At 38.5% G+C, this 25,753-nt stretch carries 23 protein-coding genes and 1 other annotated feature; of the genes, 17 read left to right on the plus strand and 6 right to left on the minus strand.

All coding sequences use genetic code 11. From position 1 onward, the window contains the following. Positions 1 to 129 precede the first annotated feature (129 nt). From AC3ANL_RS00205 to AC3ANL_RS00230, 6 genes are all read left to right on the plus strand, one after another. Positions 130 to 336 (plus strand): twin-arginine translocase TatA/TatE family subunit, encoded by a 207-nt coding sequence (locus AC3ANL_RS00205; RefSeq protein WP_488327281.1) that lies wholly within the window; start codon positions 130 to 132, stop codon positions 334 to 336. 69 nt (positions 337 to 405) lie between these two features. Next, positions 406 to 1,149 carry a twin-arginine translocase subunit TatC gene (gene tatC, locus AC3ANL_RS00210; RefSeq protein WP_488327282.1) on the plus strand — a complete coding sequence of 248 codons (744 nt, stop codon included), beginning with the start codon at positions 406 to 408 and terminating at the stop codon, positions 1,147 to 1,149. Positions 1,150 to 1,508: 359 nt separating this feature from the next. Beyond that, positions 1,509 to 1,780: a binding site (T-box leader), on the plus strand. A gap of 66 nt (positions 1,781 to 1,846) precedes the next feature. Continuing rightward, positions 1,847 to 2,710, plus strand: a complete 864-nt coding sequence (locus AC3ANL_RS00215; protein WP_488327283.1) for an SAM hydrolase/SAM-dependent halogenase family protein — start codon at positions 1,847 to 1,849, stop codon at positions 2,708 to 2,710. A gap of 51 nt (positions 2,711 to 2,761) precedes the next feature. Further along, a complete protein-coding gene (locus AC3ANL_RS00220) occupies positions 2,762 to 3,319 on the plus strand; it encodes an ECF-type riboflavin transporter substrate-binding protein (protein WP_488327284.1) in 558 nt (185 codons plus the stop codon). Further along, positions 3,316 to 5,070, plus strand: a complete 1,755-nt coding sequence (locus AC3ANL_RS00225) for an ABC transporter ATP-binding protein (RefSeq protein WP_488327285.1) — start codon at positions 3,316 to 3,318, stop codon at positions 5,068 to 5,070. Before AC3ANL_RS00220 ends, AC3ANL_RS00225 begins: the two co-directional genes overlap by 4 nt. After that, a complete protein-coding gene (locus AC3ANL_RS00230) occupies positions 5,061 to 5,897 on the plus strand; it encodes an energy-coupling factor transporter transmembrane component T family protein (protein ID WP_488327286.1) in 837 nt (278 codons plus the stop codon). Before AC3ANL_RS00225 ends, AC3ANL_RS00230 begins: the two co-directional genes overlap by 10 nt. Before the next feature lie 95 nt (positions 5,898 to 5,992). On the opposite strand, the gene AC3ANL_RS00235 is transcribed toward AC3ANL_RS00230, so the two are convergent. Then, on the minus strand, positions 5,993 to 6,784 hold the full coding sequence (locus AC3ANL_RS00235; protein WP_488327287.1) for a DeoR/GlpR family DNA-binding transcription regulator: 792 nt from the start codon (positions 6,782 to 6,784) through the stop codon (positions 5,993 to 5,995). Between the two features lie 273 nt (positions 6,785 to 7,057). Here AC3ANL_RS00235 and AC3ANL_RS00240 point away from each other — a divergent pair, with 273 nt between their 5' ends. The 7 genes from AC3ANL_RS00240 (at position 7,058) to phnX (ending at position 13,788) form a co-directional block, all read left to right on the plus strand. Then, entirely contained in the window at positions 7,058 to 8,191 is a 1,134-nt protein-coding gene (locus AC3ANL_RS00240; RefSeq protein WP_488327288.1) for a phosphonoacetaldehyde reductase, read from the plus strand. Between the two features lie 15 nt (positions 8,192 to 8,206). After that, entirely contained in the window at positions 8,207 to 9,262 is a 1,056-nt protein-coding gene (locus AC3ANL_RS00245) for a PhnD/SsuA/transferrin family substrate-binding protein (protein ID WP_488327289.1), read from the plus strand. An 88-nt stretch (positions 9,263 to 9,350) separates the two neighbouring features. Continuing rightward, positions 9,351 to 10,115, plus strand: a complete 765-nt coding sequence (gene phnC / locus AC3ANL_RS00250; RefSeq protein ID WP_488327290.1) for a phosphonate ABC transporter ATP-binding protein — start codon at positions 9,351 to 9,353, stop codon at positions 10,113 to 10,115. A gap of 12 nt (positions 10,116 to 10,127) precedes the next feature. Next, entirely contained in the window at positions 10,128 to 10,913 is a 786-nt protein-coding gene (gene phnE, locus AC3ANL_RS00255; protein WP_488327291.1) for a phosphonate ABC transporter, permease protein PhnE, read from the plus strand. Further along, positions 10,913 to 11,755 carry an ABC transporter permease subunit gene (locus AC3ANL_RS00260; RefSeq protein WP_488327292.1) on the plus strand — a complete coding sequence of 281 codons (843 nt, stop codon included), beginning with the start codon at positions 10,913 to 10,915 and terminating at the stop codon, positions 11,753 to 11,755. Before phnE ends, AC3ANL_RS00260 begins: the two co-directional genes overlap by 1 nt. 126 nt (positions 11,756 to 11,881) lie before the next feature. Next, complete coding sequence (phnW, locus tag AC3ANL_RS00265; RefSeq protein ID WP_488327293.1) at positions 11,882 to 12,976, plus strand: 2-aminoethylphosphonate--pyruvate transaminase; 1,095 nt, start codon at positions 11,882 to 11,884, stop codon at positions 12,974 to 12,976. Then, positions 12,973 to 13,788, plus strand: a complete 816-nt coding sequence (gene phnX, locus AC3ANL_RS00270) for a phosphonoacetaldehyde hydrolase (protein ID WP_488327294.1) — start codon at positions 12,973 to 12,975, stop codon at positions 13,786 to 13,788. The genes phnW and phnX overlap by 4 nt, the downstream gene beginning before the upstream one ends. A 208-nt stretch (positions 13,789 to 13,996) precedes the next feature. On the opposite strand, the gene AC3ANL_RS00275 is transcribed toward phnX, so the two are convergent. After that, positions 13,997 to 15,283 carry an NCS2 family permease gene (locus AC3ANL_RS00275; RefSeq protein WP_488327295.1) on the minus strand — a complete coding sequence of 429 codons (1,287 nt, stop codon included), beginning with the start codon at positions 15,281 to 15,283 and terminating at the stop codon, positions 13,997 to 13,999. 117 nt (positions 15,284 to 15,400) lie between these two features. On the opposite strand from AC3ANL_RS00275, the gene AC3ANL_RS00280 reads away from it, so the two are divergent. Both AC3ANL_RS00280 and AC3ANL_RS00285 read left to right on the plus strand, forming a co-directional pair. Beyond that, positions 15,401 to 16,267 carry a LysR family transcriptional regulator gene (locus AC3ANL_RS00280; protein WP_488327296.1) on the plus strand — a complete coding sequence of 289 codons (867 nt, stop codon included), beginning with the start codon at positions 15,401 to 15,403 and terminating at the stop codon, positions 16,265 to 16,267. Positions 16,268 to 16,346: 79 nt separating this feature from the next. Beyond that, positions 16,347 to 17,561, plus strand: a complete 1,215-nt coding sequence (locus tag AC3ANL_RS00285) for an ATP-binding protein (RefSeq protein ID WP_488327297.1) — start codon at positions 16,347 to 16,349, stop codon at positions 17,559 to 17,561. Positions 17,562 to 17,760: 199 nt separating this feature from the next. On the opposite strand, the gene AC3ANL_RS00290 is transcribed toward AC3ANL_RS00285, so the two are convergent. After that, positions 17,761 to 18,537 (minus strand): 3D domain-containing protein, encoded by a 777-nt coding sequence (locus AC3ANL_RS00290; protein ID WP_488327298.1) that lies wholly within the window; start codon positions 18,535 to 18,537, stop codon positions 17,761 to 17,763. 287 nt (positions 18,538 to 18,824) lie between these two features. Next, entirely contained in the window at positions 18,825 to 20,396 is a 1,572-nt protein-coding gene (locus AC3ANL_RS00295) for a bifunctional metallophosphatase/5'-nucleotidase (protein ID WP_488329632.1), read from the minus strand. 357 nt (positions 20,397 to 20,753) lie between these two features. Between AC3ANL_RS00295 and AC3ANL_RS00300 the strand changes: the two genes are divergently transcribed. Then, positions 20,754 to 21,545, plus strand: coding sequence for a sugar phosphate isomerase/epimerase family protein (locus AC3ANL_RS00300; protein WP_488327299.1), 792 nt, complete (start codon positions 20,754 to 20,756; stop codon positions 21,543 to 21,545). Between the two features lie 349 nt (positions 21,546 to 21,894). Continuing rightward, positions 21,895 to 23,397 (plus strand): malate:quinone oxidoreductase, encoded by a 1,503-nt coding sequence (locus tag AC3ANL_RS00305; protein ID WP_488327300.1) that lies wholly within the window; start codon positions 21,895 to 21,897, stop codon positions 23,395 to 23,397. A 139-nt stretch (positions 23,398 to 23,536) separates the two neighbouring features. Here AC3ANL_RS00305 and ahpF read toward each other — a convergent pair whose 3' ends face one another. Together ahpF and ahpC are read right to left on the minus strand one after the other, a co-directional pair. After that, positions 23,537 to 25,066: an alkyl hydroperoxide reductase subunit F gene (gene ahpF / locus AC3ANL_RS00310; RefSeq protein WP_488327301.1), complete on the minus strand. Its 1,530-nt coding sequence runs from the start codon at positions 25,064 to 25,066 to the stop codon at positions 23,537 to 23,539. Between the two features lie 12 nt (positions 25,067 to 25,078). Continuing rightward, positions 25,079 to 25,642, minus strand: a complete 564-nt coding sequence (ahpC, locus tag AC3ANL_RS00315) for an alkyl hydroperoxide reductase subunit C (protein WP_488327302.1) — start codon at positions 25,640 to 25,642, stop codon at positions 25,079 to 25,081. Positions 25,643 to 25,753: the final 111 nt, after the last annotated feature.

Raw genomic sequence — 25,753 nt, forward strand, 5'->3', positions numbered from 1 at the left:
ACAAATGGAGAAAAAGCGTAAATGTGATGCTGTGAATTAAGTCAAACAGAAAATATGAAAATAGATAAATGGCAGTTGAACTCACAACACTCGGGTAGCTGCCCTTACTTAAAAAGGAGATGAATCTAAATGCTTTCCAATATTGGTATTCCTGGGCTAATTTTAGTGTTGGTCATTGCTCTTATCATTTTTGGTCCTTCAAAGCTGCCAGAAATTGGCCGGGCATTCGGGCGTACATTAACCGAATTCAAAAGTGCCGCAAAGGATTTAGTATCTGATGATAACAAAGAGGGAACGAAAAAAACTGCGCTTTCCGCTGTTAAAAAAGAAAACTAATAGAAAGAGAGTATGCGGGGCTGCCCGTCAGCTCTCATTCTGTGTTATATAAAACAGGAGGCATCCAGCATGGAAAACAGAGAGCTGCATCTGGCAGATCATTTAGAGGAGCTTCGCCGGCGGATTATTATCACGTTACTGGCGTTTGCTGCTTTTCTCATCACCTCTTTTATTTTTGCTCAGGATATTTATAAGTGGCTTGTGGCGGATCTTGATGGAAAGTTGGCTGTCCTTGGTCCGAGTGATATCCTCTGGGTCTATATGATCATCGCAGCTGTATTTGCAATCGCGTCAACCATTCCAATAGCAGCCTATCAGATTTGGCGCTTTGTGGCACCTGCACTGAATCGTGAAGAAAAGAGGGTAACTCTAAGGTTCATCCCAGGGCTATTTCTGTTGTTTATTGCGGGGATTTCATTTGGATATTTCGTGCTTTTCCCGATTGTGCTGAGATTTTTAACTAATTTGGCAGCTGGGCAATTTGAAACTTTATTCACCGCGGAAAAATATTTCCGGTTCATGATTAACCTAACATTGCCATTTGGATTTTTGTTTGAGATGCCCCTCGTGGTCATGTTTTTAACAAGATTGGGGATTCTCAATCCAATAAGGCTGGTCAAGGCAAGGAAACTCTCCTATTTTGGCTTGATTGTTGTATCCGTTCTTATCACGCCGCCTGATTTTCTATCAGATTTTCTGGTGACCGTTCCGTTGCTTATTCTATATGAAGTAAGCGTATCCCTTTCCAGGGTTGTTTACAGAAAAAAATTGCAGCTTGAGGCAGAGAGATTAAATGATGAAGTCCTTTGTTAGGATATTAATGAAGGAGAGAAATATTAAAAATATAATTAGAACTTTTCACGCATTATGATGTGCAAAAGTGCATACCCATTTTGCGGCCAACTACTCATAAAGGTGGTTGGTACTCTTTTGAAAAAAAACTGCCGCATTAATAGGTGCGGTGAACCGTATCACAAGTAAGCACATAAAATAAGTGCCTGTCACCGCCCGCTTTTTGTCGAAAACTTCAACATTATTCGGGCAGTAACAGGCACTTAATTGATAACAATTTATCATAATATTATTTTAATTTCTTCTATTTTAAATTATAATCTTGCATTTATAATCAATTATTGTATAATACAGATAATTATTACAACTTTATAAAACCTTTAATGACGATGATGAGAAAAAGTAGGGTTACTTATTTTACACAGAGAGCTTCGGGAGCTGAAAAGAAGCAAAAATAATAATCTGAACAATGGCCTCGGAGTTTCGTGCTGAACGTTTTTAAAATAAGTAGGACACGGCGAGAATTGGTACTCGTTATCAAAACCACAGTATAAAGAGATGTTTTTTTGATCTCTCGTACTTGCAAAGGCCGAGTTGCGTGAGCAAACGGCAAAATAAGGTGGTACCACGTGAATTCAACCACGTCCTTATCGTAATCGATAAGGGCGTGGTTTTTTTATGTCCAAAAGGACAATTTTAAATTTGGGAGAGATTATGAATGACGAAAAGAAATTTAGTTTTACAAACGGATTTTGGTATAAGCGATGGGGCAGTAAGTGCAATGTATGGAGTGGCGATTTCAGTTAACCCTTCCCTTCGAATTTTTGACCTCACCCATGATATACCACAATATAATATTTGGGAAGCGTCCTATCGCTTATATCAGACCACTTCGTATTGGCCTGAAGAAACCGTGTTTGTTTCCGTTGTCGATCCAGGGGTAGGAACGGAACGCCGCAGCATTGTCGTCAAAACTGCCAAAAATCAATATATTGTTACTCCTGATAATGGGACACTTACTCATATAAAAGCAGAAATCGGTGTTCTAGAAGCAAGAATCATTGATGAAACTGTCAATCGCTTGCCAAACTCGGGTGAATCGTATACATTCCATGGTCGTGATGTGTATGCTTATACCGCTGCCAGACTTGCTTCAGGTGTCATTACCTTTGAACAAATAGGGCCTGAGGTTCCTGTAGAATCCATTATTCAGCTTGCAAAATTTGAACCTTATCTTGAGGAAGGTGCCCTTATAGGCAATATTGATATTCTGGATATTCGCTTCGGCAACCTTTGGACCAATATTGATCGAACGCTTTTCAAACAATTGGATGTTAAGTATGGCGATTCATTTGAAGTAACGATCCAAAATGATATCCGGCAAGTGTATAAAAATATCATGACATATGGACGCTCTTTCGCTGACAGTCATTTAGGAGAACCACTCCTATTTGTCAATTCACTGGATAAGCTTGGAGTGGCGATTAACCAAGGTTCATTTGCCCAAGCATATCATATCGAAACTGGCTCAAAATGGAAAATTTCAATTCGCAGGATTCCAAAAATAAGCTATAATCAATAAAGTGTTTTCATACCTATTACTAGAAAGATTTTCAAAAAGGGGGAGTTTGACATGCGGGGAAGCAAATTATTATCCATTCAAACAATTGTTGCAATTGGAATTGGAGCGGCAATCTTTGTGATCTTAGGCAGATTCGTTTCAATCCCAACAGGAATTCCAAACACGGAAATTCAATCAGCGTATGCCTTTTTAGCCTTGATGGCGGTTATTTTTGGCCCGATTGCAGGAGGACTTATTGGTTTAATCGGGCATGCATTGAAAGATGCGATTTTTTACGGTTCACCATGGTGGAGCTGGGTTCTTGTTTCTATGCTTGTTGGATTTTTAATCGGCCTTGTCTCGAAAAAGATCAATATTGAATCAGGTGTATTCCGAGCAAAACAAATCATTTCATTTAATATAGTCCAAGCACTTGCTCAAGCATTCGGATGGTTTCTTGTTGCACCGACATTGGATATATGGATTTATGCAGAACCAGCGAATAAAGTCTACACACAAGGGATTGTTGCAGGACTTTCCAACATTGTTACGGTTGGTGTAATTGGAACACTGCTGCTAATCGCCTATGCCAAAACACGGGTTCAAAGCGGGAGCCTGGAAAAAGAATGAATTCAAATAAAAACATTCAGCAACGATCGGGTGGTGTCTATCATCGCCCGGTTATTCAATTTGAAAATTTCAGCTTTAAATACCGAAGCCAGACAAAGCCTACCCTTCAAAATATTAATTTGACGATTTATGAGGGAGAAAAAGTACTGATCGTTGGGCCTTCGGGGTCAGGAAAAAGTACAATCGGCCATTGTATAAATGGCCTTGTCCCATTTTCCTACAAGGGGGATATAACTGGGAGTTTAAAAATCTTGGGCCAGGAAACGAAAATGCTCGACGTTTTTTCCTTATCCAAAATGGTTGGCACGGTTTTACAGGATCCTGACGGCCAATTTATTGGGCTTACGGTTGGAGAGGATATTGCATTTGCATTAGAAAACGATTGCAGGTCACAGGAAAAAATGCTTTCAATTGTAGCAGAAGTTGCAGAAATGGTTGGGATGAATGATTATTTACATGCTTCCACTCATCAATTATCTGGCGGGCAAAAGCAACGGGTATCACTTGCAGGTGTGATGGTAGACGATGTTGACATTCTTCTCTTTGACGAGCCGCTTGCCAATCTTGACCCAGCAACAGGAAAACATGCGATAGCGCTTATTGATCGCATTCAGAAAGAAACGAATACAACAGTCGTCATCATTGAGCACCGGCTCGAGGATGTATTGGATTGCCCAGTTGATCGAATCATCGTCATGGATGAAGGTCGGATTGTAGCTGATATGAAGCCCGATGAACTATTGTCTTCATCCATTTTAGAAAACGCCAATCTTCGTGAGCCATTATATGTAAAAGCAGTGAAATATGCTGGCATTCTTGTGAAGGAAGAAATGAAACCTTCACATATCCATTCGTTTCAAACAAATATGTTTAAGGACAAGCTCATGTCTTGGTTCGAAGGAACCAGTCCGCCCAAACCGAAGGCAGCGACCGCTCCTATTTTGGAACTCGAGGACATTTATTTTGGCTATCAGCCTGGTCAGGAAACGATTCGGAATGTTTCCTTTTCTATTAATAAAGGAGAAATGATTGCGATTGCCGGTAAAAATGGTGCGGGAAAATCGACACTTTCCAAGCTCATTTGCGGTTTTGAAAAACCAATGTCAGGGCGTATTCTGTTTAACGGGAAGGATATTTCAAAGGATACGATTAAGGAGCGCTCACTAAGAATTGGACTCGTCATGCAAAATCCAAACCAAATGATATCCAAGCATATGATTTTTGATGAGGTGGCACTCGGTCTTGTATTAAGAGGGGTACCAGAAGCAGAAATAAAGGATCGAGTTGAAAAAACTTTAAAAGTTTGCGGACTTTATCCTTTTCGAAACTGGCCAATTTCTGCTTTAAGCTTTGGCCAGAGAAAAAGAGTGACAATTGCTTCCATTCTAGTGCTTGAATCGGAAATCATTATTTTAGATGAACCGACAGCGGGTCAGGACTTCAAACATTACACAGAAATTATGGAGTTTTTAGCGGGGTTAAACGAGCATGGGATTACAATCATCATGATTACCCATGATATGCACTTAATGCTTGAATATACTCCAAGGGCGATTGTAATTGCTGGGGGTGAAAAAATTGCCGATGATACAGCTGCGAATATTCTTACCAATCGTGAAGTGATCGAGAAAGCGAATTTAAAGGAAACCTCGTTATTCAAATTGGCGATTAAGGCAGGGATTGGCGAACCGAGAGAATTTGTTGGACGTTTTATTGCCTATGATAAGGAGGTTCGAAAAAGATGGCTGTAGAAATGCTAGCCTATATTGAGCGGCGTTCACCCATCCATCAGCTTACAGGGGTGACAAAACTCCTCTGCTTTATCATGTGGTCGACCGCTGCAATGCTCACCTATGATACTCGGGTGCTCCTGTTTTTGTTGGCTGCAAGTATCTTCGTTTTTGTATTGTCAGAAATAAAAATAAAGGAAATTTCCTTTGTCTTATTTTTTATTTTAATTTTTTTACTGCTAAACAATATTGCAATTTACCTTTTTTCTCCTCAAGAAGGTGTGAATATATACGGCACAAGCCATGTGGTATTTGAAATTTTTGGACGATACAACCTGACAATGGAACAGCTTTTCTATCAATTTAATATCACGATCAAATATTTTACAGTGATCCCGGTAGCAATCCTATTCATCGTTACGACTCATCCTAGTGAATTCGCGGCTTCGCTTAACCGAATTGGTGTTAGCTACCGAATTGTTTATTCCGTGGCACTTGCATTAAGATACATTCCTGACATTCAGCGGGACTTCCGCAATATTGCGATTTCTCAGCAGGCACGTGGAATAGACATGTCGAGAAAAGAAAAGTTGTCAAAGCGAATAAAAAATACCGCCTCGATTATCGTGCCGCTCATATTATCCAGCTTGGATCGTATCGAAGTAATCAGTAATGCAATGGAACTGCGGGGCTTCGGAAAAAACAAGAAACGCACGTGGTACAGTGCACGGCCATTTAGGAGAAAGGATTACCTTGCACTTGTGGTGGTTATTGCTACATTGATATTATCACTCATCATCACTTTTCAGGATGGGAATCGGTTTTATAATCCATTTTTAAAAATGTAAAAAAACAACTAACCATAGCATGAAATAAGTGCCTGTCACCGCCCGCATTTTGTCGAGAACCTCGCGGGGAGTGACAGGCATTGTTATTTTAAAAATTACTCATTAGATAAATCTGAGTGAGGTGTAAGAATTCGAATATGATGTTCACTATATTCCTTTTCTATAATTGAAGGAAGGGAACTGTCTGTTACGATTAAATCAATATTTTCTAATGGACAAATATTAATATAAGCATTAGTTTCGAATTTTGACGAATCTGCCACGACAACTTTATGTTTTGAACGTGACAGAATGGACTGAATCACCCCAACTTCATGGATTCTAAAATCTGTTAAACCATGTTCAAATGATAAGGCATTAACCGTAATAAAGGCGATATCAATATTAAAATTAGATAGAATGTCCTCACAATGTTTTCCATATAACGTGCATTCTTCTGGATTATAAAAACCACCTGATAGAATAATGTTAAGATTTTCATTCTTTCCAAGAATACCTACAATTCGCAGATCATTGGTGATAATGGTTAATCTTTCGAATTTGTCTGCCAAGACTTTTGCAAGTTCAATGGTAGTGGTTCCACCATTTAAAGCGATGGCTTGCCCCTCTTCAATTAATTCAACAGCTACTAAGGCAAGTTGTTTTTTTTTCTCTAAATTTTTGACTTCTCTTTCGTTAAAAAGTTTATTAAGTGCAGTATCCTCTTTTTGTTTTAAGATCGCTCCTCCGTGAACCCGTTTTACAATACCCTTTTTCTCCAAGACCTCTAAATCTCTTCTAATTGTATCGATGGAGACATCTAATAATGAAGCCAGTTCTGCAGCTTTTACAGCTTTTTGCTGCTTTAAGAAGGTTTCAATTTCATGATGTCTTTGTTCTTGTAACAAAATACCGCCCTCCAATATCATGATAAAAGTCCATAAGTAAATAATATACTAATGATTATACCCTTAAAATAAAGAAAAATGCGGCAATATAACGCAAAAAATATACAGAATTCATATAAAATTATGTAAACATCACGTAAACTATGTTGATATTGTGTAATGAAACTGTAAAACTCATTGTAAAACAGCAAAAAACGGATTAATCTTGCATTGTAAGGCAAACGAAACAATCTAGACTACAGAATAAAGAGCTCGTTAGAAAGGACATGAATAATGGGTAGGTACTATAATCCGGTAAAAATCAAAATAGATTCTCTCGAGGTAATCGAGAATGTATTGAATAATTTAAGTTTTAAACCACACAAGATTTTGCTGTTAACTCGAGGAGGTGATTTTTCAATATCACAAGCTGGACAAGCTTTGGAAAAATATCTTGCAAAATTTGAAATCAGACAGCTTGATGTACAAATATCCAATCCTGATATCGAAGACTTATTTCGATATGCACAACTGATTAAAGAGTTTGATTACGAATGTATAGTAGGCATTGGGGGGGGAAGTGTTCTCGATCTTGCAAAATCCTTAGCTGCTTTAAAGAAGATGGAAGTAGATTCCGTTTCTATATTACGAACTGTGATTAAAGAAAAACTTTATGCGGAAAATCCAAACAGAGTTCCATGGGTTGCCATACCGACTACATCTGGAACTGGTTCTGAGGTGACTTGCTGGGCAACGATTTGGGACAATGCGAACGGAGTAAAATTGTCCGTTGACTCTGAAAACTTATATGCCCATACAGCAATCATCAATCCGGTACTAACGGCCTCATTACCGATGAGTCTAACCGCTTCAACGGCATTGGATGCCTTGTGTCATGCCACGGAAGCTTACTGGTCAAAAAACTCAAATGAAATTTCAAGGGTTTATTCATTAGAAGCAATCAGTCGTATTGTTCAAAACCTTGAAGATGTCCTAACACATCCACAGGAAGTGTCTTTAAGAAAAGAATTGGCTTTGGGCAGCTTGTATGCTGGATTGGCATTCAGCAATACAAGAACGACCGCATGTCATTCCATTTCATATCCTCTCACGTTGGAACTTGGAATGGTGCACGGCATTGCAGCTAGTATCACTTTGGCTAAAGTAATGGAATTAAACTTAGCCTCTATTTTTGAGAGTGATAAATTACTACAAGCTTTTGGAGTGAGCAGCTGTCAGGAAATACAAGAGCGAATCGAATACTTCTTTAAATTATCCGGTTTTTCAAGCAGATTAAGAGATTATCATGCAAATGAGGAAATAATTGAAAGAATCGCAGGAAATGCTTTTACTAAAGGACGAATGGATAACAACCCGGTTGATATGACCAAAGAAGATGTCAAACAAATTTTAATGTCAATTTATTAATAAGGGGATAAGAACATGAAAACAAAATTATTGCTAACTGTATTTTTACTAGTCTCTGTTTTCTTAGCGGCATGCAGCGGAGGTAATAACAATAATGCCAGCGGTAATAAAGGTGGTAAGGCAAAGACAGACGATGTGATTAAAATGGTTTGGTATCCGAACGAATCCGGGGAAAATTTAAAAGCATCTCGTGATGAAATTGGCCGCTTAATTTCAGAAGCAACTGGTAAAAAAGTAGAGCATCAATTAACAACTGATTATGCAATTGCCATTGAAACGTTAGTGAACGGTAAAGCTGATCTTGCCTTCACGGGTGCGCAAAGTTATGTGGAAGCGAATAAACGTAATAAAGCAGTTCAAACGATTGTGGTAAAAACAGGAGAATCAGGTACTTTAGATGATGCAATGTATCACAGCTGGTTAGCTGTTAATGTAGACGAGCAGGATAAGTTTAAAGAAAACGGAAAATTTTCACTGGATAAATTAGCGAATACAAGATTCTCTTTTGTGTCAAACAGCTCAACTTCTGGATTTAAAGTACCATCCCAAAATATTATTGCTCATTTTTCAAAGCAGCAAAAATATGCAAATTTAACACAAGAAGATTTAATGCAAGGCGGTCCATTATTCTCACAAGTATTATTTGGAAACTCTCACCAAGGATCTGCCGTTAATTTATTATCAGGTAAAGCAGATGTGGCAGCATTCTGTGATACATGTGTAAAAGATTATGTAGAGGTTTCAAAAGGTGAGGCAAATAAAGTAGGTTCTGTATATCGTGTGAAAGATGGAGCGGCTGAACCATTTAACACGGTTGTAGGCAAAGAATTTACTTTGATGAGCGTAACACCGGTATTAAATGAACCATTTGTTGTGAACAAGGATGCACTTGGCCAGGAGGACTTTGATAAAATCCAAGCTCTCTTCACTTCTGATGATTTTGCAAACAATGAAAAAATCTTTGCCCCTGAAGGTTCAGGACAGTCTGCTCTTTTCGCTAAAAAAGGTAACGAAAGACTTGTTGCTGTTGAAGACAAATGGTATGATCCCATCCGCGAACTTTCAAAATAATTTTCTTTTTAAAGAAGAAAGTAAACTGTAAGAGAGTGCTGAACAAGCACTTTCTTACAATGAAGCTTATAAAAAGGAGTCAATTCAAATGGCATTATTAAAGGTTGAAGGACTTGGAAAATCATATTCACCTGACAAGAAAATATTGAAGAATATCAACCTGGAAATAAATTCTGGTGAATTTGTTTCCATCATTGGTCCGTCGGGGGCAGGTAAGTCAACTTTTTTACGCTGTATCAATCGAATGGTTGAATATAATGAAGGTAAGATTATGTTTAATCAACAAGATGTTGGCCGTTTAAATAAAAGAGAGCTGCGGAAAATGCGAACCAACATTGGAATGGTGTTTCAACATTATAATCTGGTTCCCCGTTTGACAGTGATTGAGAATGTCCTACATGGCAGGTTTGGCTATAAAACAACGATGCAGGGGATTTTAGGCAGATACTCAGAGGAAGAGAAAAAACGCGCCTTTGAACTGCTTGAGAAATTAGGCATTCAAGAGCATGCCTATAAACGCTGTGACCAGTTAAGTGGCGGCCAGCAGCAACGTGTCGGGATCTGTCGAGCGCTTATTCAAGAACCGAAATTAGTTCTTTGTGATGAGCCGATTGCTTCACTTGATCCGAATTCCTCCAAAATTATTATGGACCATTTAAAAGCATTTACAACTGAGCTTGGTATTACATGTTTAGTTAATTTGCATCAAGTAGAAGTAGCGCAAAATTACTCTGATCGTATCATTGGTTTGAATCATGGTGAAATTGTCTTTGAAGGTGCAAGTAATGAACTTTCTGAAGAACAAATTCGCAAGATTTATGGGACGAAGACGAAGGAATTAATCATAGAATAAGGAGAAATAACTGTGAATGAAAAAGTGATGCGTAAAAACAGATGGCAGTCAGTCATTTTTCTGCTCATCATCATCGTTCTAACCTACTGGTCTTCATTTATCACACAATTTAATTTTTTAGATGGATTAGCGACCATTCCTGAAGCAGCAGGCTGGATGATATCAAACCTTTTGATTACTCAGGAGTCATTGGCAAGATTGCCTATGATTTTGGAAAAGTTAGTAGAAACGATTTTTATGTCCATTGCCGCAACAACGTTAGCAGCAGCTGTTTCTCTCTTTTTAGGGTTATTCGGATCTAATACCACTAAGGTAAACAGCTTATTAAGTGTGTTTGCCCGTTTCGTTGCTTCCGTATCAAGAAATATTCCAGTGGTTGCATGGTCATTGATCTTACTCATATCTTTTGGACAAAATTCAGTGACAGGGTTTTTAGCGCTGTTTGTAGGGACGGTAGGATTTTTAACGAGGGCGTTTATTGAGAGCATTGATGAAGTCGGGCAAGGTTCTGTTGAAGCACTAACTGCAACAGGAGCGACCTATTTCCAAATTGTAAGCAAGGCCGTTATTCCTCAATGCTTGCCGCAGATGCTGAGCTGGATCTTGTTTATGATCGAAACGAATATTCGAAGTGCTACATTGGTTGGCATGTTAACAGGGACAGGAATCGGTTATACATTTGATATGTACTACAAAACCTTGAATTATAATGCTGTCGGACTCGTTACCTTATGTATTGTCATTGCCGTTATTGTGGTTGACCTGATTTCAAATTATATTCGGAAGGTGATTCTATAATGGAAGCGGTGCAGATCAGGAGAAAAAAAGACGGCCGAATTAATATTAAGGTGGGGAACAAAGTCGATCAGGTCGTAACTTGGACTTTGATCATCCTGACTATTTTGACCATCGTTGCTTTTGTATTATTTAACTATACAGGGCTGAATATCAAATCAGCCATAACGGAAACAGCTTATAACTTGAACGTGATGTTCTTGCATCCGGCAATAAGCCATTTCAGTATGGAAGAAGCCTTCTATCAAATGGTTATTACTCTTGGTTTAGCCTTCCTTGCAACGGTGATTGGTGCTGTCATTGCTTTCTTCCTTTCATTGATGGCGGCCACAAACTTATCAAATAAATGGACAGTAAGAATTGTCCGTGTAGTTGTCGCCATTATCCGGGCTGTTCCAACGGTCTTGTGGGTGTTAATTTTTGCGATTGCAGCCGGTTTAGGAAGCGAAGCAGCTATTTTGGGAATGTTATTTCATTCCGTTGCCTATTTAGTTAAAGCCTTCTCTGAGGCATTTGAAGAAGTTGATAAAGGAATCATTGAGGCATTGCAAGCAACGGGTGCTAATTGGTGGCATATCGTAACAAGAGGTGTATTACCTTCAACTTTTACTTACTTATTGTCATGGGTTTTCTTACGATTTGAAATCAACTTCGGCGTAGCTGTCGCAATGGGGGCTGCAGCAGGAGCAGGTGGTATCGGGTTTGAACTTTTTATGGCCTCCGGTTTCTATTTCAATCTGAAGGAAGTTGGATTTATTACCTATGGAATTTTAATTATTGCATTTGTATTAGAAGTGATTTCAACGCGTTTGAAAAAGCGTTATTTTCCTGCAAATTCTAATTAACATAGGAAACTTTGGATTGATGGATTGTTCCTCACTAAACATAGAAGAGGAAGTTCTATGTTTAGCATGAATTCCTCAGTATCTTTTCCTCTAAAAAAATTACGATTCTTAGGGAGGTATGTGAACATGGTTCACTATAAATTGTTAACACCCGGACCTTTGACGACGTCAACTACGGTAAAAGAAGAGATGCTTTCTGACCGCTGTACCTGGGACAATGAATATAAACAGATTACGCAAAAGATAAGAACAAAGCTTCTTGAATTAGCTGGGACTTCTAAAGACGACTATACAGCTGTTCTAATGCAGGGAAGCGGCTCGTTTTCGGTTGAATCCGTGATGATGTCTGCGATTTCGACTCAAGATAAACTACTCATTATTTCGAACGGCGCATATGGGGAGCGAATGGTCAAAACGGCTCAATATATTGGGCTAAACTATCGGGTATACGATGCTGCTTACAACGAACATCCAAATGTGGAAGAAATCAGAGGGATTTTAAAGGCAGATCAGGAAATTACCCATATCATGATGGTGCATTGTGAAACAACAACCGGAATTTTAAATCCTATTGAAATGATGGCAAAACTTTCGAGCGAATTTGGGAAAACAATCATTATTGATGCGATGAGTAGTTTTGGCGGTATGGAAATCAATGTCTCAGAACTCGGCATCGATTATTTAATCAGCAGCGCGAATAAATGTATCCAAGGAGTTCCCGGATTTGCTTTTGTCATTGCCAAAAAAGAGAAACTATTAACTTGTAAAGGAAATTCACGCAGTTTATCTTTAGATTTATATGATCAATGGAAAGAAATGGACAAGGATGGAAAATGGCGCTTTACCTCGCCAACACATGTTGTAGCTGCATTTGCCCGAGCGATTGATGAACTCGAAGAAGAGGGAGGAATACCCGCAAGATTTGCCCGCTACCAGCAGAATAATAGGATTTTAAGAGAGAGAATGGAAATACTAGGGTTTAAGGCTTATATTTCAGAAGAAAAGCAGTCTCCTATTATTACAGCTTTTCTTTTTCCAAATGAACACTTTAACTTTGCGGAATTCTATTCATTTGTGAAAGAAAGAGGATATGTGCTCTATCCTGGTAAATTAACAGACGAGAATACGTTCCGAATTGGAAACATTGGTGAAATCTATCAAGAAGATATCGAAGATTTATGCCGAATTATTGAAGAATATATGGGAGTGGTGACAAAATGAATAGAGTAGAAGGAGTCATTCTTGATTGGGCTGGGACAGCAGTTGATTTTGGCTGCTTTGCACCAGTAAATGTTTTTATTGATATTTTTAAAAATGCGGGCATTGAAGTGACGATGGAAGAAGCACGAGAGCCAATGGGGATGTTGAAAATTGACCATATTCGCGCGATGCTGTCGATGCCTAGAATAGCTGCATTATGGGAAGAAAAGTTTGGAAGAGTGTTTACTGAACAAGATGTCGAGACCTTGTATGCTGAATTTGAACCTGCACTGCTTGTCTCATTATCAGAGTATACTGATCCAATTCCTGGGGTGATTGATGCTGTCCAAGAAATAAGAAGCCAAGGGTTGAAAATTGGTTCGACAACAGGATATACCCAAACGATGATGGATGTTGTTGTTCCTAATGCAATGAAAAAAGGCTATAGTCCGGATTTTTACATCACGCCTGATGGAACGAATTCGCTTGGAAGACCGTATCCTTATATGATTTATCGAAACATGGAAGCATTAAAATTATCAGCTTCATGGAAGGTAGTAAAAGTAGGTGATACGACCTCAGATATCAAAGAGGCGATTAATGCTGGTGTTTGGTCAGTAGGTGTCATCATTGGAAGTTCGGAAATGGGACTAAGCTTAGCTGAATTTAATGCCCTTTCTGAAGCGGATCAAGAGAAAGCCATTGCTAAAACGGAACAGTCCTTTTTACGATATGGAGCCGATTTTACGATTCAAACGATGAGTGAACTGCCTCAATTAATTGAAAGAATCAATCATCTTATTTCAGAAGGTAAGAGACCTTCTGAAAGATAAGTTTTCGCTGGTATATCTGTTACGGTGAGCCGTATCATAAGTAAATACTGTAAGTGCCTGTCATCACCCGCATTTTGTCGAATTCATCAACAGTATTCGGAGTATAACAGGCACTGTACTAAAATGAGTGGTCTTTCAAAATAATGTCAAAATATGAAGTAAAACCGTATCCAGGTGTAGCCGGAGCTTGCAGGTAATAACTTTGTCACTAAAATACGTATTGAATAATAAAATTTCCAATAAATAGAATGGCGATCAAATAAAGGACAGGGTGAACTTCTTTTCCTTTCCCCAATAAAAGCTTCATCAATGGGTATAGAATAAAGCCAAAAGACATGCCATCTGCAATACTATAGGTTAATGGAATCAATACAATTATTAGAAGGGCCGGAAAGCTCTCTGTTAAGTCATCCATTGAAATACGAACAATGTTTTGCAACATAAGAACGCCTATTAATATCAGAATAGGGGAAACTGCACTTGCGGGAACCATTTTAATGACAGGTATAAACAAGAGCGAAACGAGAAACAATATTCCGGTCACAATGCTGGTCAACCCTGTTTTTCCGCCGGCTGCAATTCCTGCTGCTCCTTCCACTGATGCAACAGTAGGACTTGTTCCAAAGATCCCGGAATATAAAACGGAAACAGCTGTAGCCTGGAGTGATTTCTTACTGCTCTCAGGTTTTTTTAACATTTTGCTATGTCCATGAATCAAGCCAATATTTTCAAACACAACGACCATTGCAAAAGAGATGGAAGTCAGCCAGAATACAATATTACCTACTTGTGACCACGAAGCCTGACCAAAAACGCCAAGGTATCCATGAAAGGATGGCATTGAAAGGGAAAGCCCCTCAGAAGTGCCTCCCCCAAGCCAAATCGATAACAACGAGGTAATGATAATACTTATTAAAAGGTTTCCCGGTACATTTTTAATAAATAATAAAACCGTAATAACCAAACCAATGAATGTAGTGATTGCTGAGGGACTGCTTAAATCTCCAATTGCAAGCAGGGTATGCTCAGAATTTGTAATAATACCAGCATTGTCAAATCCAATTAAGATCAATAAGATTCCAATCCCAACGGTAATGGCTTCTTTTAACGAATTAGGAATAGAGGTCATAATCATTTTCGCCATGGGTGTAAAGGCAATCAATACAAAGATCATTCCTGCAACGAAAACCATCGCCAACGCTTCCTGCCAAGTAAATCCCCCAGTTTGAACGATCGTATAAGTAAACATCGCATTAAGGCCCATACCAGGAATGAGGATAAGAGGGGTATTACTCCATAGGCCAACTATTACGCATCCAAAAGAACTGGTTAATATGGTCGAGATGATTCCTGCTTCCATCGGAATTCCTGCTACTGCCAAAATCGTTGCATTGACAATAATGATGTAGAACGCCGTTAAATATGAAATAAAACCTGCAGAAAATTCTTTTGTCATGGTCGTACCATGTTGATTTAATTTAAAAAGTCGTTCCATGTGATCACCTTTCTATTTGCATTGAAATCGATAGTTATCATATCATGGACATATACTATATGAAAAATATATAATTTATATAAAAACGATATATTTTTTAAATATAAGGTGAATTCAATGGACATTAAACAATTACGGTATTTTATAGCAATAGCTGAGGAAAAGAATATAACAGCAGCTGCAAATCGGCTGCATTTGTCACAACCACCACTTAGCATAATGATGAAACAATTAGAGGATGAGCTAGGTGTTAAATTAATCGAGAGAAATGGGAGGAGTATGGAATTAACCGATAAAGGCTATGTACTCTATAAAAGAGCAATGCATCTCGTAAACAGTTTTGAAGAAATAAAAAATGAATTACAGGATACAGAGGAGGGAAAAAGGGGTATTCTTAATGTAGGAATCAATACATTATCGGTTTCGGGGTTTTCGGAAATGCTTCAATCTTTTCACAAAAATAATCCCCTTGTTTCTCTAAAAATTGTTCAAAATGACTCCTTTTATTTAGCGGAATTGGTAAAAGACAGGGTGATTGAAATTGCATTTGTACGTCTCCCGCTTGAACATCGTGGTTTGACCTATCTTCATCTAATTAATGAGCCTTTTGTTTTCGTAAGCAATTATGTAGTACCTATTATTTCTCTAGAAGAGATTTCGCATAAGCCCCTTATTATTCCTAGTACAGAGGGCTTGGGCATCTATAATACGCTTATTGAAGCATTTACTAGACAAAATCTCCAAATCAGAAGTATTGCGGAGTGCTCTGATATGCATGTCTTAATGGAACTAGTTAAGGGGGGAATGGGGGCAACGATTGTTCCGAAATCTGTTTTTGATGTCTATGGGGATAAAAGTCTCTTCTCTACGCCGATCAGCACTCCCAACATGACCTCGTCTTTAGGAGTCATTTGGCTTGAACATCATTTTGTCTCTACCCCAGCTAAAAATTTCATGAAGTTAGCAAAGGAATACTATAATTGAAAAAGATGCCGAAAAAAGCTAAAAAATCGGTCGAATTAACAAGACCTCTATCACTGAAGTAACAACAAAAGGAGTATGTATGAAGGGATTTTATACTCATATAAATAAAAAACTATATTATATGACAGTGCTAATTGTAATCACCATTATGATAATGGGTTTGTTAATTGATAATCCACGTTTTGATGAACTTGGGGTTGGTTATATTTCTCATAGTGTACTTGTTGTCATTCTATCTGCATGTTTATTGCTTTATCCTAAGTATGTAACTCATGTTTTTAGAATGATCATTATTATAGTAGCGTGCGTTTACTTTTATTCGCTTTTCTTTTTATATCCAGACACTTGGTCCACCTTTATTTTTCTATGTTTTATTCCAGCAATTTCGATCTTATTTTTTGATGCAAAGCTCTTTTATTTTTCTTTACTATTAAACGGTGTATTAATAATATTTACATTTAGTTACATTATGCTTATTGATCAAGGAAATTTATATCCCTATATAAAACAGGATTTAATCGGAAATGTTATTAACTTTATAGGGAGCCAGGTGACGATCTATTATATTTTTTATTTATCGTATGGACGGATAAATAAACAGCAATTATATTATGAACAAATACAACACTCAGAGCGATTGAAGACAACTGGACAACTAGCAGCTGCCGTTGCTCATGAAATTAGAAATCCTTTGACCGTTGTTAGAGGTTTTTTGCAGTTATACGAACAAGACACTTCCTATAGCGATGATGTAAAAAGACATTTTACTTTGATGATTGATGAATTAAATACAGCTGAACAGGTGATTTCTCAATTTTTATCTATTGCAAAGCCAAATAAAGATAAAGAAACGGAAACAGTGAATGTAAAGATTGTTCTTCAGAGTGTGACAGATTTACTTCATTCATATGGGCTTTTACATGATAATAAGATCGAATTAAATGTGGTAGAAGATTGCTATATTGCTGCTAACAACATAGAGTTTAAGCAATTACTAATAAATGTTATTAAAAACGCAATTGAGGCCTCCAAAATTGGTGATCCTGTTATTGTAACTTCTGGAAGGATGAAAGATTTCGTTGAGATTAAAGTAATCGATTATGGACACGGAATGTCAGAAGCAGAAGTTCAGTCTCTTGGTACTCCTTTTTACTCTTTAAAAAAGAAAGGGACAGGATTAGGTATGATGATTTGCTATAATATTGCAGAAAAATATAAAGGGACAATTGACTTCCAAAGTTCAAAAGGTGAGGGAACTGCGGTTACTATACGCTTTCCATCAAAAAAATCATGATTATTGTTACAACATCTAATCCTAGCGATTCTTAAAATAATGTGCTTGGCAATACTCTCCTAAGAGAAAGGGCTAAAGTTACTTTTAGGGCACCCTTTTTTTAAGTCTATTTAACTAAAAACAAAACACTGCAGCGCCTTGATAAACAAAGGGATGCAGTGTTTTGAGAACAAACTGAAATTCGCTGGTTTTGAGCTTGTTAGTTTAATATGGTTACATTTAATTGTTTTACTCCAAAATTGATTGCATCTTGTTCAGAAGGAATAAAGATATCAATTCGATTTCCTTTAATGGCTCCACCAGTATCTGCTGCGGTTGCTTCACCATAGCCTTCTACATAAACTTTACTGCCAAGCGGTATTACTTTTGGGTCAACGGCGATGACCCTTTCATTTGGATTTTCTAGTAGGTTAACTCCAGTAGCAGTGGTACCCGAACATCCCTCACACGAAGCCGTATAGGCTGTTGCTTTCACACTAATCCCCTTTGAACTTGTAGGACTACTAGTGGATGCAGCCTCTACAGCAGGTGCGCTTTCCGTTGGTGCTTGTGCAACAGGCTCACTTTCTGTTGGAGCAGGCTCCGTTGTTTTTTCATTTACAGTTTTAGCAGTAGTATTTAAACCATCATAGATTAATAAAGTTAATCCCGGATGGATGAGATCGGTATGTAATTGGTTCCACTCTTTAATTTGCGAAACCGTTACCTGATGGGCTTTGGCTATATTCCATAATGTGTCGCCTTGTTTAACTGTATATGGTTTTTCAAGTGAAATGGTTAGGACATCTCCTGGTTGGATATGGTCCGAAGTAAGATGATTCCACTTTTGGATATTTTCTAATGATATATTATTTTCGCGTGATAAATCCCAAAGGGTATCCCCTTTTTGTACAGTAACAGTTGCAGCTTGTACATTAGCACTTACAGTTCCTGAGAGTACAGCAACTGCTATAATTGTTATAATTTTTTTAAGCATTCTTTTACCCTCCATGTTCTTTGGTTGCTATGTTTTTATAATCGTAACATGAATTTTTCTGAGAAAAAGAACAGGAAGATGTTAAATTGTTTACGTCCGTGGCATTTATATTGCAATAATATTTCTAAAATAAACGAAAAATTAGAAAATATTATCTTTCTACCTCGCGATCAACAAATAAAAAACATCGTTCCGCATAAATAGGAACGATGCTTTTCAATAGGATACTTATTGTGACCGTACATACTATCATTCCAAAATCCCGCATACAGTGGTTGAAAAAATATTCATCTAACTTGTGGCAATTGAATTTTCTTGATCCGTCCTTCGATTGAATAAGAAAATGGCTGCTTCAGCTGCTTCACGTAATTTTCAATCACATCGATGTCAACAGGACCAACCTCTTTATCTGTCCCTTCACGTAAAACGGTGAAATCATCCCCGCCGTTAGCCAGGTATTCGGGTACCGTAACCGTATATTTTGCTTTTGGATCAAGGGGGGTTCCGTCAGCACCGTAAATAGCAATGACTTTGCTTCTGGCACCTTTTGATCCGTGCCAGGTGTATTTCAAACCGGAAATTTGCAGCATACGTACAACTCCCTGCGGCTGCCACTGCTGATTCAAGAGACGGCGGATTTGGTCGCCAGTTAACGTCAATTTGACAAGTTTTTCTTTAAACGGTTGAATGGTGAACAACTCTCCCCAAGAGACTTCTCCAGCTTGGATGTCCGCCCGAATTCCAGCAGGGTTCATAAAAGCAAAGTCAGATTTCATGGCTGTTCGTTCTGAATCTGCAATCAGATTGCCCATAGCGGATTCACCTTCTTTGTTACGAGTGCTGGTAATGTCATTTACAGCCGTCCCAATGAATTTATTAACAACGGCAGCGACTTTAGCTTCGTACTTTGTAATCATTTCCGTGATTTCTGGATCCGGTTTGATAGCGTCCTGATAAACGGTTACAATTTCAGCTTTTTTCGACGCGATCTCTTTCGTTGCTGGATCAATCTCCAATTCGACGTCTGAGAAAGCTTTTCCGTAAGAATAAGCTTGAACAAGGAGCTTTCCGTGCACTACCGTGTTGAGATACGTATGGGTGTGACCGGCAAACATTACGTCTACTTCATTGTCAACCCTTTTGGCCATATCAACGATTTCTCCAGTAGCGTCGCCCCCCTTGGTGGACTGACGGCCGCCATTGTGTGCGAGTACAACAATAGCTTTAACGCCTTGTTTTTTGAGTTCTGCCACCGCTTTATTAATGGCTTTCACTTCATCTGTAAACTTTACTCCCGCTAATTCACTTGGAGTCTCAATCTTGGGTGTATCACTTAAGACAACACCAATAAACCCTATCGGTATGCCGTTAAACTTTTTAATTTCAAAGGGAGGGAGAATCAGTTTACCTGTCTTTTCGTTAATTACGTTGGCGCATATATAAGGGAACCCTGCACCTTCAAAGGGTCCGGTTTCCATGTTGGTCCCACTGTGAATCAGCCGCATCATTTCTTTCACTCCGCGATCGAATTCGTGATTCCCTAACGTTCCCAAATTAAAGCCCATTTTGTTCAACACTTCAATTGTGGGTTCCTCATCCAAAAGCGAGGAAACAGGTGCGCTTCCACCAACCATGTCACCTGCATGGACCAAAAGGGTGTTTTTGTTTTCCCCTTTCCGTTGCTTCAAATAGGCAGCGAGATAGTCCACTCTGCCTACATATCTTCCGTTAAATTTACGGGTCGTGTCCAATTGTCCATGCAAATCGTTAATTCCGAGTAATTGTACTTGAATGAAACGGTTCTTATCATTCTCGGTGTTTTTGGGGCCGCCAAGTGTTTTCGGATTCTCAGATGCCATGACAATGCCCGTAGATAATGTGGCCGTAAGAACAAAAGCAAGAGCTGCCTTTTTCCATGCGTTCCGATTCAAAGTTTTTCTCACTCTTCCTTCTCCCTCCATATCCTTAAGTAAGTTACAACTTTAGAATAAGAGGTAATTGTAAAAAATTAACAATAATTATGATAAATTTCAGTAAATTTAAAATAAATAATCAATTTAATATTTGTGGTTTTTCCTAAATTACTTCAAGCAGTAAAATTTGTGCTTAAGGTTTACTTTTAGTTAACGAACGAGTATCTGCAATTTTGTTATAATGGAAAAAACTACTCATTTTATATTCATATAAGTATTATTTGAAAGTGGTGATGTGTTTTGTTGAAATTAGGTTTAAAATGTTCGTACGATCCGGAACAATTGTATGACCGATTACGATATAAGCCAGATATTATCGAACTGCATTTAAATGAGGACGATTTGTTTAGAGACAAAAGAAGACAATTAGAAAATACCATTTCAATGCTTTCAAGCCAGGGTTGTGATGTATATTTACATCACCCTTCAAAGTACAATGGAAGATATTTAGATATTATCAACGAACAGAAAGAAGATTACCTTTTCTATCATTTATCTACAAGGATTCTTGCTGATATTTGTTTATCTCATTCTGTAAAATGTGTGATTCATCCTCACTATCTGCCCACTGCAACCTCCACTATCAATAAAAAAAATAAAGATAAATTAGTGAATGAGATAAAACAAATTTTGTCATACGGAAAAGATGTGTTTTTATGGGAGAACTCTATCCATGGTCTTTTTACAGCCCAAAACCCTAATTGGCTCGAGGAAATTGTTAGACCCTTAAATTTGCCATTGGCTTATGATATTAGCCACGCTTTTATCTCTCTGAGAGGTAATAATAGATTATTGTTGGAACAGCTAGAAAAATTAGATTCATATATTCAATATTTCCACGTGGTAGATAGCGAAGGCCAGAAACATGATGGGTTAAAACTGGGTACGGGCAAGATTAATTGGAAACCCATTCTTCCGTTTTTAACAAGCAGACCGTATATATATGAAATTACTCTTAAAGATATTACAGATGCAGTCCAAATGTATGAAAGCCATCTTTATTTAGTACATTTATTAAATCAAAATGAATCTTAGGAAATGACGACGGTTAAGAGCTATATAGTAATGGCGGGGATTATTTAAAGATTCCCAAGGTTCGAGAAATATTTTCAAACATGGTAGTTCACTGGCCAAACAAACCAAAGCCTCACCTCGCGCAAGTAGCTGAGTGAAGGCTTTGGTATTTTTTGTGTACCCAGGGAGCACTTCACACTTTTTTACTAGCCTTAAATGGTTTATAATTATTAGAATAGTAGATATATTGATAATAGGGGTTTCGTTATGACAGAAAAGGTGTTCTCTTAGGTGATGCCTTGCTTTATGTGAACCTAAACACGAACGCCAGTATCTTTTTTAAAATATAGGGGATAAGGAAGCGGTTTTAATGAGCAACGGGCAGAAAAAAACAGACGTTATTTTAATTGGTGCCGGAATTATGAGCGCGACTTTGGGAGCAATACTGAAGGAATTAGCACCGAATTGGGAAATCAAAGTGTTTGAGAAACTCGAAAACGCAGGCGAGGAAAGCTCTAACGAGTGGAATAATGCGGGGACGGGCCATTCCGCACTTTGTGAGCTGAACTATACATCCGAAAAAGCTGACGGATCTATAGATATTAGCAAAGCAATAAGAATTAATGAACAGTTTCAGCTTTCAAGGCAGTTTTGGTCGTACCTTGTAAACAGTAATCTGATTCGTAATCCGCAGGACTTCATCAAGCCAATACCTCATATGAGTTTAGTACAAGGGGAAAAGAATGTAGCCTTTTTGAAAAAACGTTTTAAAGCGCTGTCAAACAATCCCTTGTTTCAAGGGATGGAATTTTCGGATGACCCAGAACATCTCATGGATTGGATTCCGCTTATCATGGAAGGCCGTAATTTGACTGAACCGATAGCAGCAACAAAAGTGGACGCGGGAACGGATGTCAACTTTGGCGCGTTAACACGCATGTTGTTTGACCACCTAGAGAATAAACATGTTGAGATTAACTATAAGCATAGTGTCGAGGATATTAAACGTACTAGTGACGGCTTATGGGAATTAAAAGTGTGGAATATGGACACCGGTAACATCGAACGCCATACTGCAAAATTCGTCTTTATCGGTGGCGGGGGCGGAAGTTTGCCTTTACTGCAAAAAACCGGTATCCCTGAGTCAAAACATATTGGCGGATTCCCGGTAAGTGGATTATTTTTGGTATGTAACAATCCGGAAGTGGCAGAGCTGCATCATGCAAAAGTATACGGCAAAGCTAAGGTTGGTGCTCCTCCAATGTCTGTGCCGCATCTTGATACCCGATATATCAACAACAAAAAATCCTTACTGTTTGGACCGTTTGCCGGTTTCTCACCCAAGTTTTTAAAAGCAGGTTCAAATATGGATTTATTAGGTTCTGTAAAACCGAATAATGTCTTAACGATGTTAGCGGCAGGCGCCAAAAACGTTCCATTGACAAAATATCTAATCCAGCAAGTTCTGTTATCGAAAGAACAACGGATCGAAGAGTTACGGGAATTTATTCCGAATGCTAAAAGTGAGGATTGGGATATTGTAGTAGCAGGCCAACGTGTACAAGTTATTAAAGATACGGAGGCTGGCGGTAAAGGAACATTGGAATTTGGTACGGAAGTGGTTAGTGCCGCTGATGGCTCGGTCGCTGCATTGCTCGGCGCTTCTCCAGGTGCTTCAACTGCCGTTCACGTTATGCTGGAGGTATTAGAAAAATGCTTCCCACAACATATAAAAGAGTGGGAACTGAAATTAAAAGAAATGATCCCTTCTTATGGCGTGTCACTATTGGAAAATCCAGAGCTTTTACACGAAATTCATATTTCCACAGCGCGGACGCTTGGTCTAATCGAAAAAGAGCTAGTCTATAGTTAATTTTTAGAGATAAGAACAATGATATTTAATGAAAATTTGTATTGCTTCCCTATTAAATTGCAAAAAGAAAGCCGCTGTACGTAAGGTTAGATCGTACAGTGACTTTCTTTTTTGGGATTGTCTTATTATAGTAACGCTATTAATTTCGGATTAGATAGTCGAAGGCACCTAGGGCTGCATTCGCACCAGATCCCATCGAAATGATTATTTGCTTATATGGATTATTGGTACAGTCTCCTGCAGCAAACACACCAGGAATGGTTGTTGCCCCATGATTATCAATGACAATCTCACCCATTCGATTACGTTCAACCGTTTCAGCTAACCAATCAGTATTTGGTACAAGACCAATTTGAACAAACACACCTTGCAATTCAATATGATGTTCTGCTTCTGTTTCACGGTCTACGTAAGTAATACCGTTTACTTTGTCGGTACCAGTAATTTCTTTTGTTTGAGCGTTCTTGATAACTGTTACATTAGGAAGACTGTAAAGACGATTTTGCAGGACAGAATCAGCTTTCAGCTCTGGTGCAAATTCAAGGACCGTTACATGTTTCACAATACCTGCAAGATCAATGGCTGCTTCAATACCTGAATTACCGCCGCCAATAACAGCTACGTCTTTTCCTGCAAACAATGGGCCATCACAATGAGGGCAGTAGGCTACACCTTTGTTCGTAAACTCAGCTTCGCCAGGTACGCCAACATTGCGCCAGCGGGCTCCAGTTGAAAGGATAACGGTCTTGCTTTTTAGTACAGCACCGTTTTCCAATTCAATTTCGATAAAATCCTTCTTCTCTAAACGTTTAGCGCGCTGTAGATTCATCACATCTACATTATACTCTTTCACATGTTCTTCAAGACTTGCTGCAAGCTTAGGACCTTCTGTATATTTTGTACCAATAAAGTTCTCAATGCCGAGCGTGTCCATAATTTGACCGCCAAAGCGATCAGCAACAATACCTGTACGAATGCCTTTACGGGCCGCATAGATGGCTGCACTGGCACCGGCAGGACCGCCTCCAACAACAAGCACATCATATGGATCTTTATCAGAAAGCTCTGAGGCATCTGTCGTAGTTCCCATCTTAGCGAGAATTTCCTCAAGTGTCATACGGCCGCTGCCAAATGATTCTCCATTAAGGAAAACAGAAGGGACAGCCATGATGCCTTTACCTTCTACTTCCTCTTTGAAAGCCGCGCCGTCAATCATGGTATGTGTAATGCCGGGATTGAGAACGCTCATTACGTTCAATGCCTGAACAACATCAGGACAGTTGTGACAGCTTAAGCTGATGTATGTTTCAAAGTGGAATTCACCTTGGATGTTTTTCACTTGCTCGATGACCTTCTGATCAACCTTTGGGGCTCTTCCGCTTACCTGCAATAAAGCTAAGACAAGGGAAGTGAACTCATGGCCAAGAGGAATCCCGGAAAAAGTGACCCCAGTGTCATCGCCAATCCGATTCACACTAAAGCTTGGTGTTCTCTCCAATGTGGTTGTTTCTACTTTAATTTTAGATGACATGGTTGCTAGCTCATCAACGAGAGCTAGCATGTCCTTCGATAAATCATCAGTGCCTGCACTGACTTTGAGTAGTACATCGTTTTCCATCAGTTGAAGATATTGATTTAGTTGTGCTTTAATATCGGCATCTAGTATCATTAATAGGACTCCTTAAATTTTACCTACTAGGTCAAGGCTTGGCTTAAGTGTAGCGGAACCTTCTTTCCATTTAGCAGGGCAAACTTCACCTGGATTGTTACGAACATATTGTGCTGCTTTAATTTTGTTAATAAGTGTGCTGGCATCACGGCCAATGCCATCTGCATTAATTTCAATGGCTTGGATGATTCCGTCTGGATCGATAATGAAAGTACCACGGTCAGCTTGACCTAATTCTTCAATATATACATCAAAGTTACGTGAAAGAACATGGGCAGGATCACCAATCATTGTGTAGGCAATTTTACCAATCGCTTCTGAAGTATCATGCCATGCTTTATGTGTAAAATGAGAATCTCTTGAAACTGAGAAAACTTCTACACCTAGTTCTTGAAGTTTTGGATATTGGTCTTGCAAATCCTCTAATTCAGTTGGGCAAACGAATGTAAAGTCTGCTGGATAAAAACAAACGACACTCCACTGACCTTTTAAATCTGCATCTGATACTTCTAAAAATTCGCCATTTCTGTACGCTTGGGCTTTAAATGGTTGTACTTCTTTTCCAATAAGGGACATAATTAAAATTCCTCCTAAAAATAATGTTTAAAATCATAGACAGCTTGTCCGGTGAATACCGTTATTGTTTGCTTATCTATAATTATTATTAGTTTATATTTGTTATTATAT

This window comes from Neobacillus sp. DHD-1R (genome assembly GCF_057747995.1).

Coding starts and splice junctions, on each gene's coding strand:
- AC3ANL_RS00205 (WP_488327281.1), top strand. CDS start 130: ATGCTTTCCAATATTGGTATTCCTGGGCTAATTTTAGTGTTGGTCATT.
- tatC (WP_488327282.1), top strand. CDS start 406: ATGGAAAACAGAGAGCTGCATCTGGCAGATCATTTAGAGGAGCTTCGC.
- AC3ANL_RS00215 (WP_488327283.1), top strand. CDS start 1,847: ATGACGAAAAGAAATTTAGTTTTACAAACGGATTTTGGTATAAGCGAT.
- AC3ANL_RS00220 (WP_488327284.1), top strand. CDS start 2,762: ATGCGGGGAAGCAAATTATTATCCATTCAAACAATTGTTGCAATTGGA.
- AC3ANL_RS00225 (WP_488327285.1), top strand. CDS start 3,316: ATGAATTCAAATAAAAACATTCAGCAACGATCGGGTGGTGTCTATCAT.
- AC3ANL_RS00230 (WP_488327286.1), top strand. CDS start 5,061: ATGGCTGTAGAAATGCTAGCCTATATTGAGCGGCGTTCACCCATCCAT.
- AC3ANL_RS00240 (WP_488327288.1), top strand. CDS start 7,058: ATGGGTAGGTACTATAATCCGGTAAAAATCAAAATAGATTCTCTCGAG.
- AC3ANL_RS00245 (WP_488327289.1), top strand. CDS start 8,207: ATGAAAACAAAATTATTGCTAACTGTATTTTTACTAGTCTCTGTTTTC.
- phnC (WP_488327290.1), top strand. CDS start 9,351: ATGGCATTATTAAAGGTTGAAGGACTTGGAAAATCATATTCACCTGAC.
- AC3ANL_RS00260 (WP_488327292.1), top strand. CDS start 10,913: ATGGAAGCGGTGCAGATCAGGAGAAAAAAAGACGGCCGAATTAATATT.
- phnW (WP_488327293.1), top strand. CDS start 11,882: ATGGTTCACTATAAATTGTTAACACCCGGACCTTTGACGACGTCAACT.
- phnX (WP_488327294.1), top strand. CDS start 12,973: ATGAATAGAGTAGAAGGAGTCATTCTTGATTGGGCTGGGACAGCAGTT.
- AC3ANL_RS00275 (WP_488327295.1), bottom strand. CDS start 15,283: ATGGAACGACTTTTTAAATTAAATCAACATGGTACGACCATGACAAAA.
- AC3ANL_RS00280 (WP_488327296.1), top strand. CDS start 15,401: ATGGACATTAAACAATTACGGTATTTTATAGCAATAGCTGAGGAAAAG.
- AC3ANL_RS00285 (WP_488327297.1), top strand. CDS start 16,347: ATGAAGGGATTTTATACTCATATAAATAAAAAACTATATTATATGACA.
- AC3ANL_RS00290 (WP_488327298.1), bottom strand. CDS start 18,537: ATGCTTAAAAAAATTATAACAATTATAGCAGTTGCTGTACTCTCAGGA.
- AC3ANL_RS00295 (WP_488329632.1), bottom strand. CDS start 20,396: ATGGCATCTGAGAATCCGAAAACACTTGGCGGCCCCAAAAACACCGAG.
- AC3ANL_RS00305 (WP_488327300.1), top strand. CDS start 21,895: ATGAGCAACGGGCAGAAAAAAACAGACGTTATTTTAATTGGTGCCGGA.
- ahpF (WP_488327301.1), bottom strand. CDS start 25,066: ATGATACTAGATGCCGATATTAAAGCACAACTAAATCAATATCTTCAA.
- ahpC (WP_488327302.1), bottom strand. CDS start 25,642: ATGTCCCTTATTGGAAAAGAAGTACAACCATTTAAAGCCCAAGCGTAC.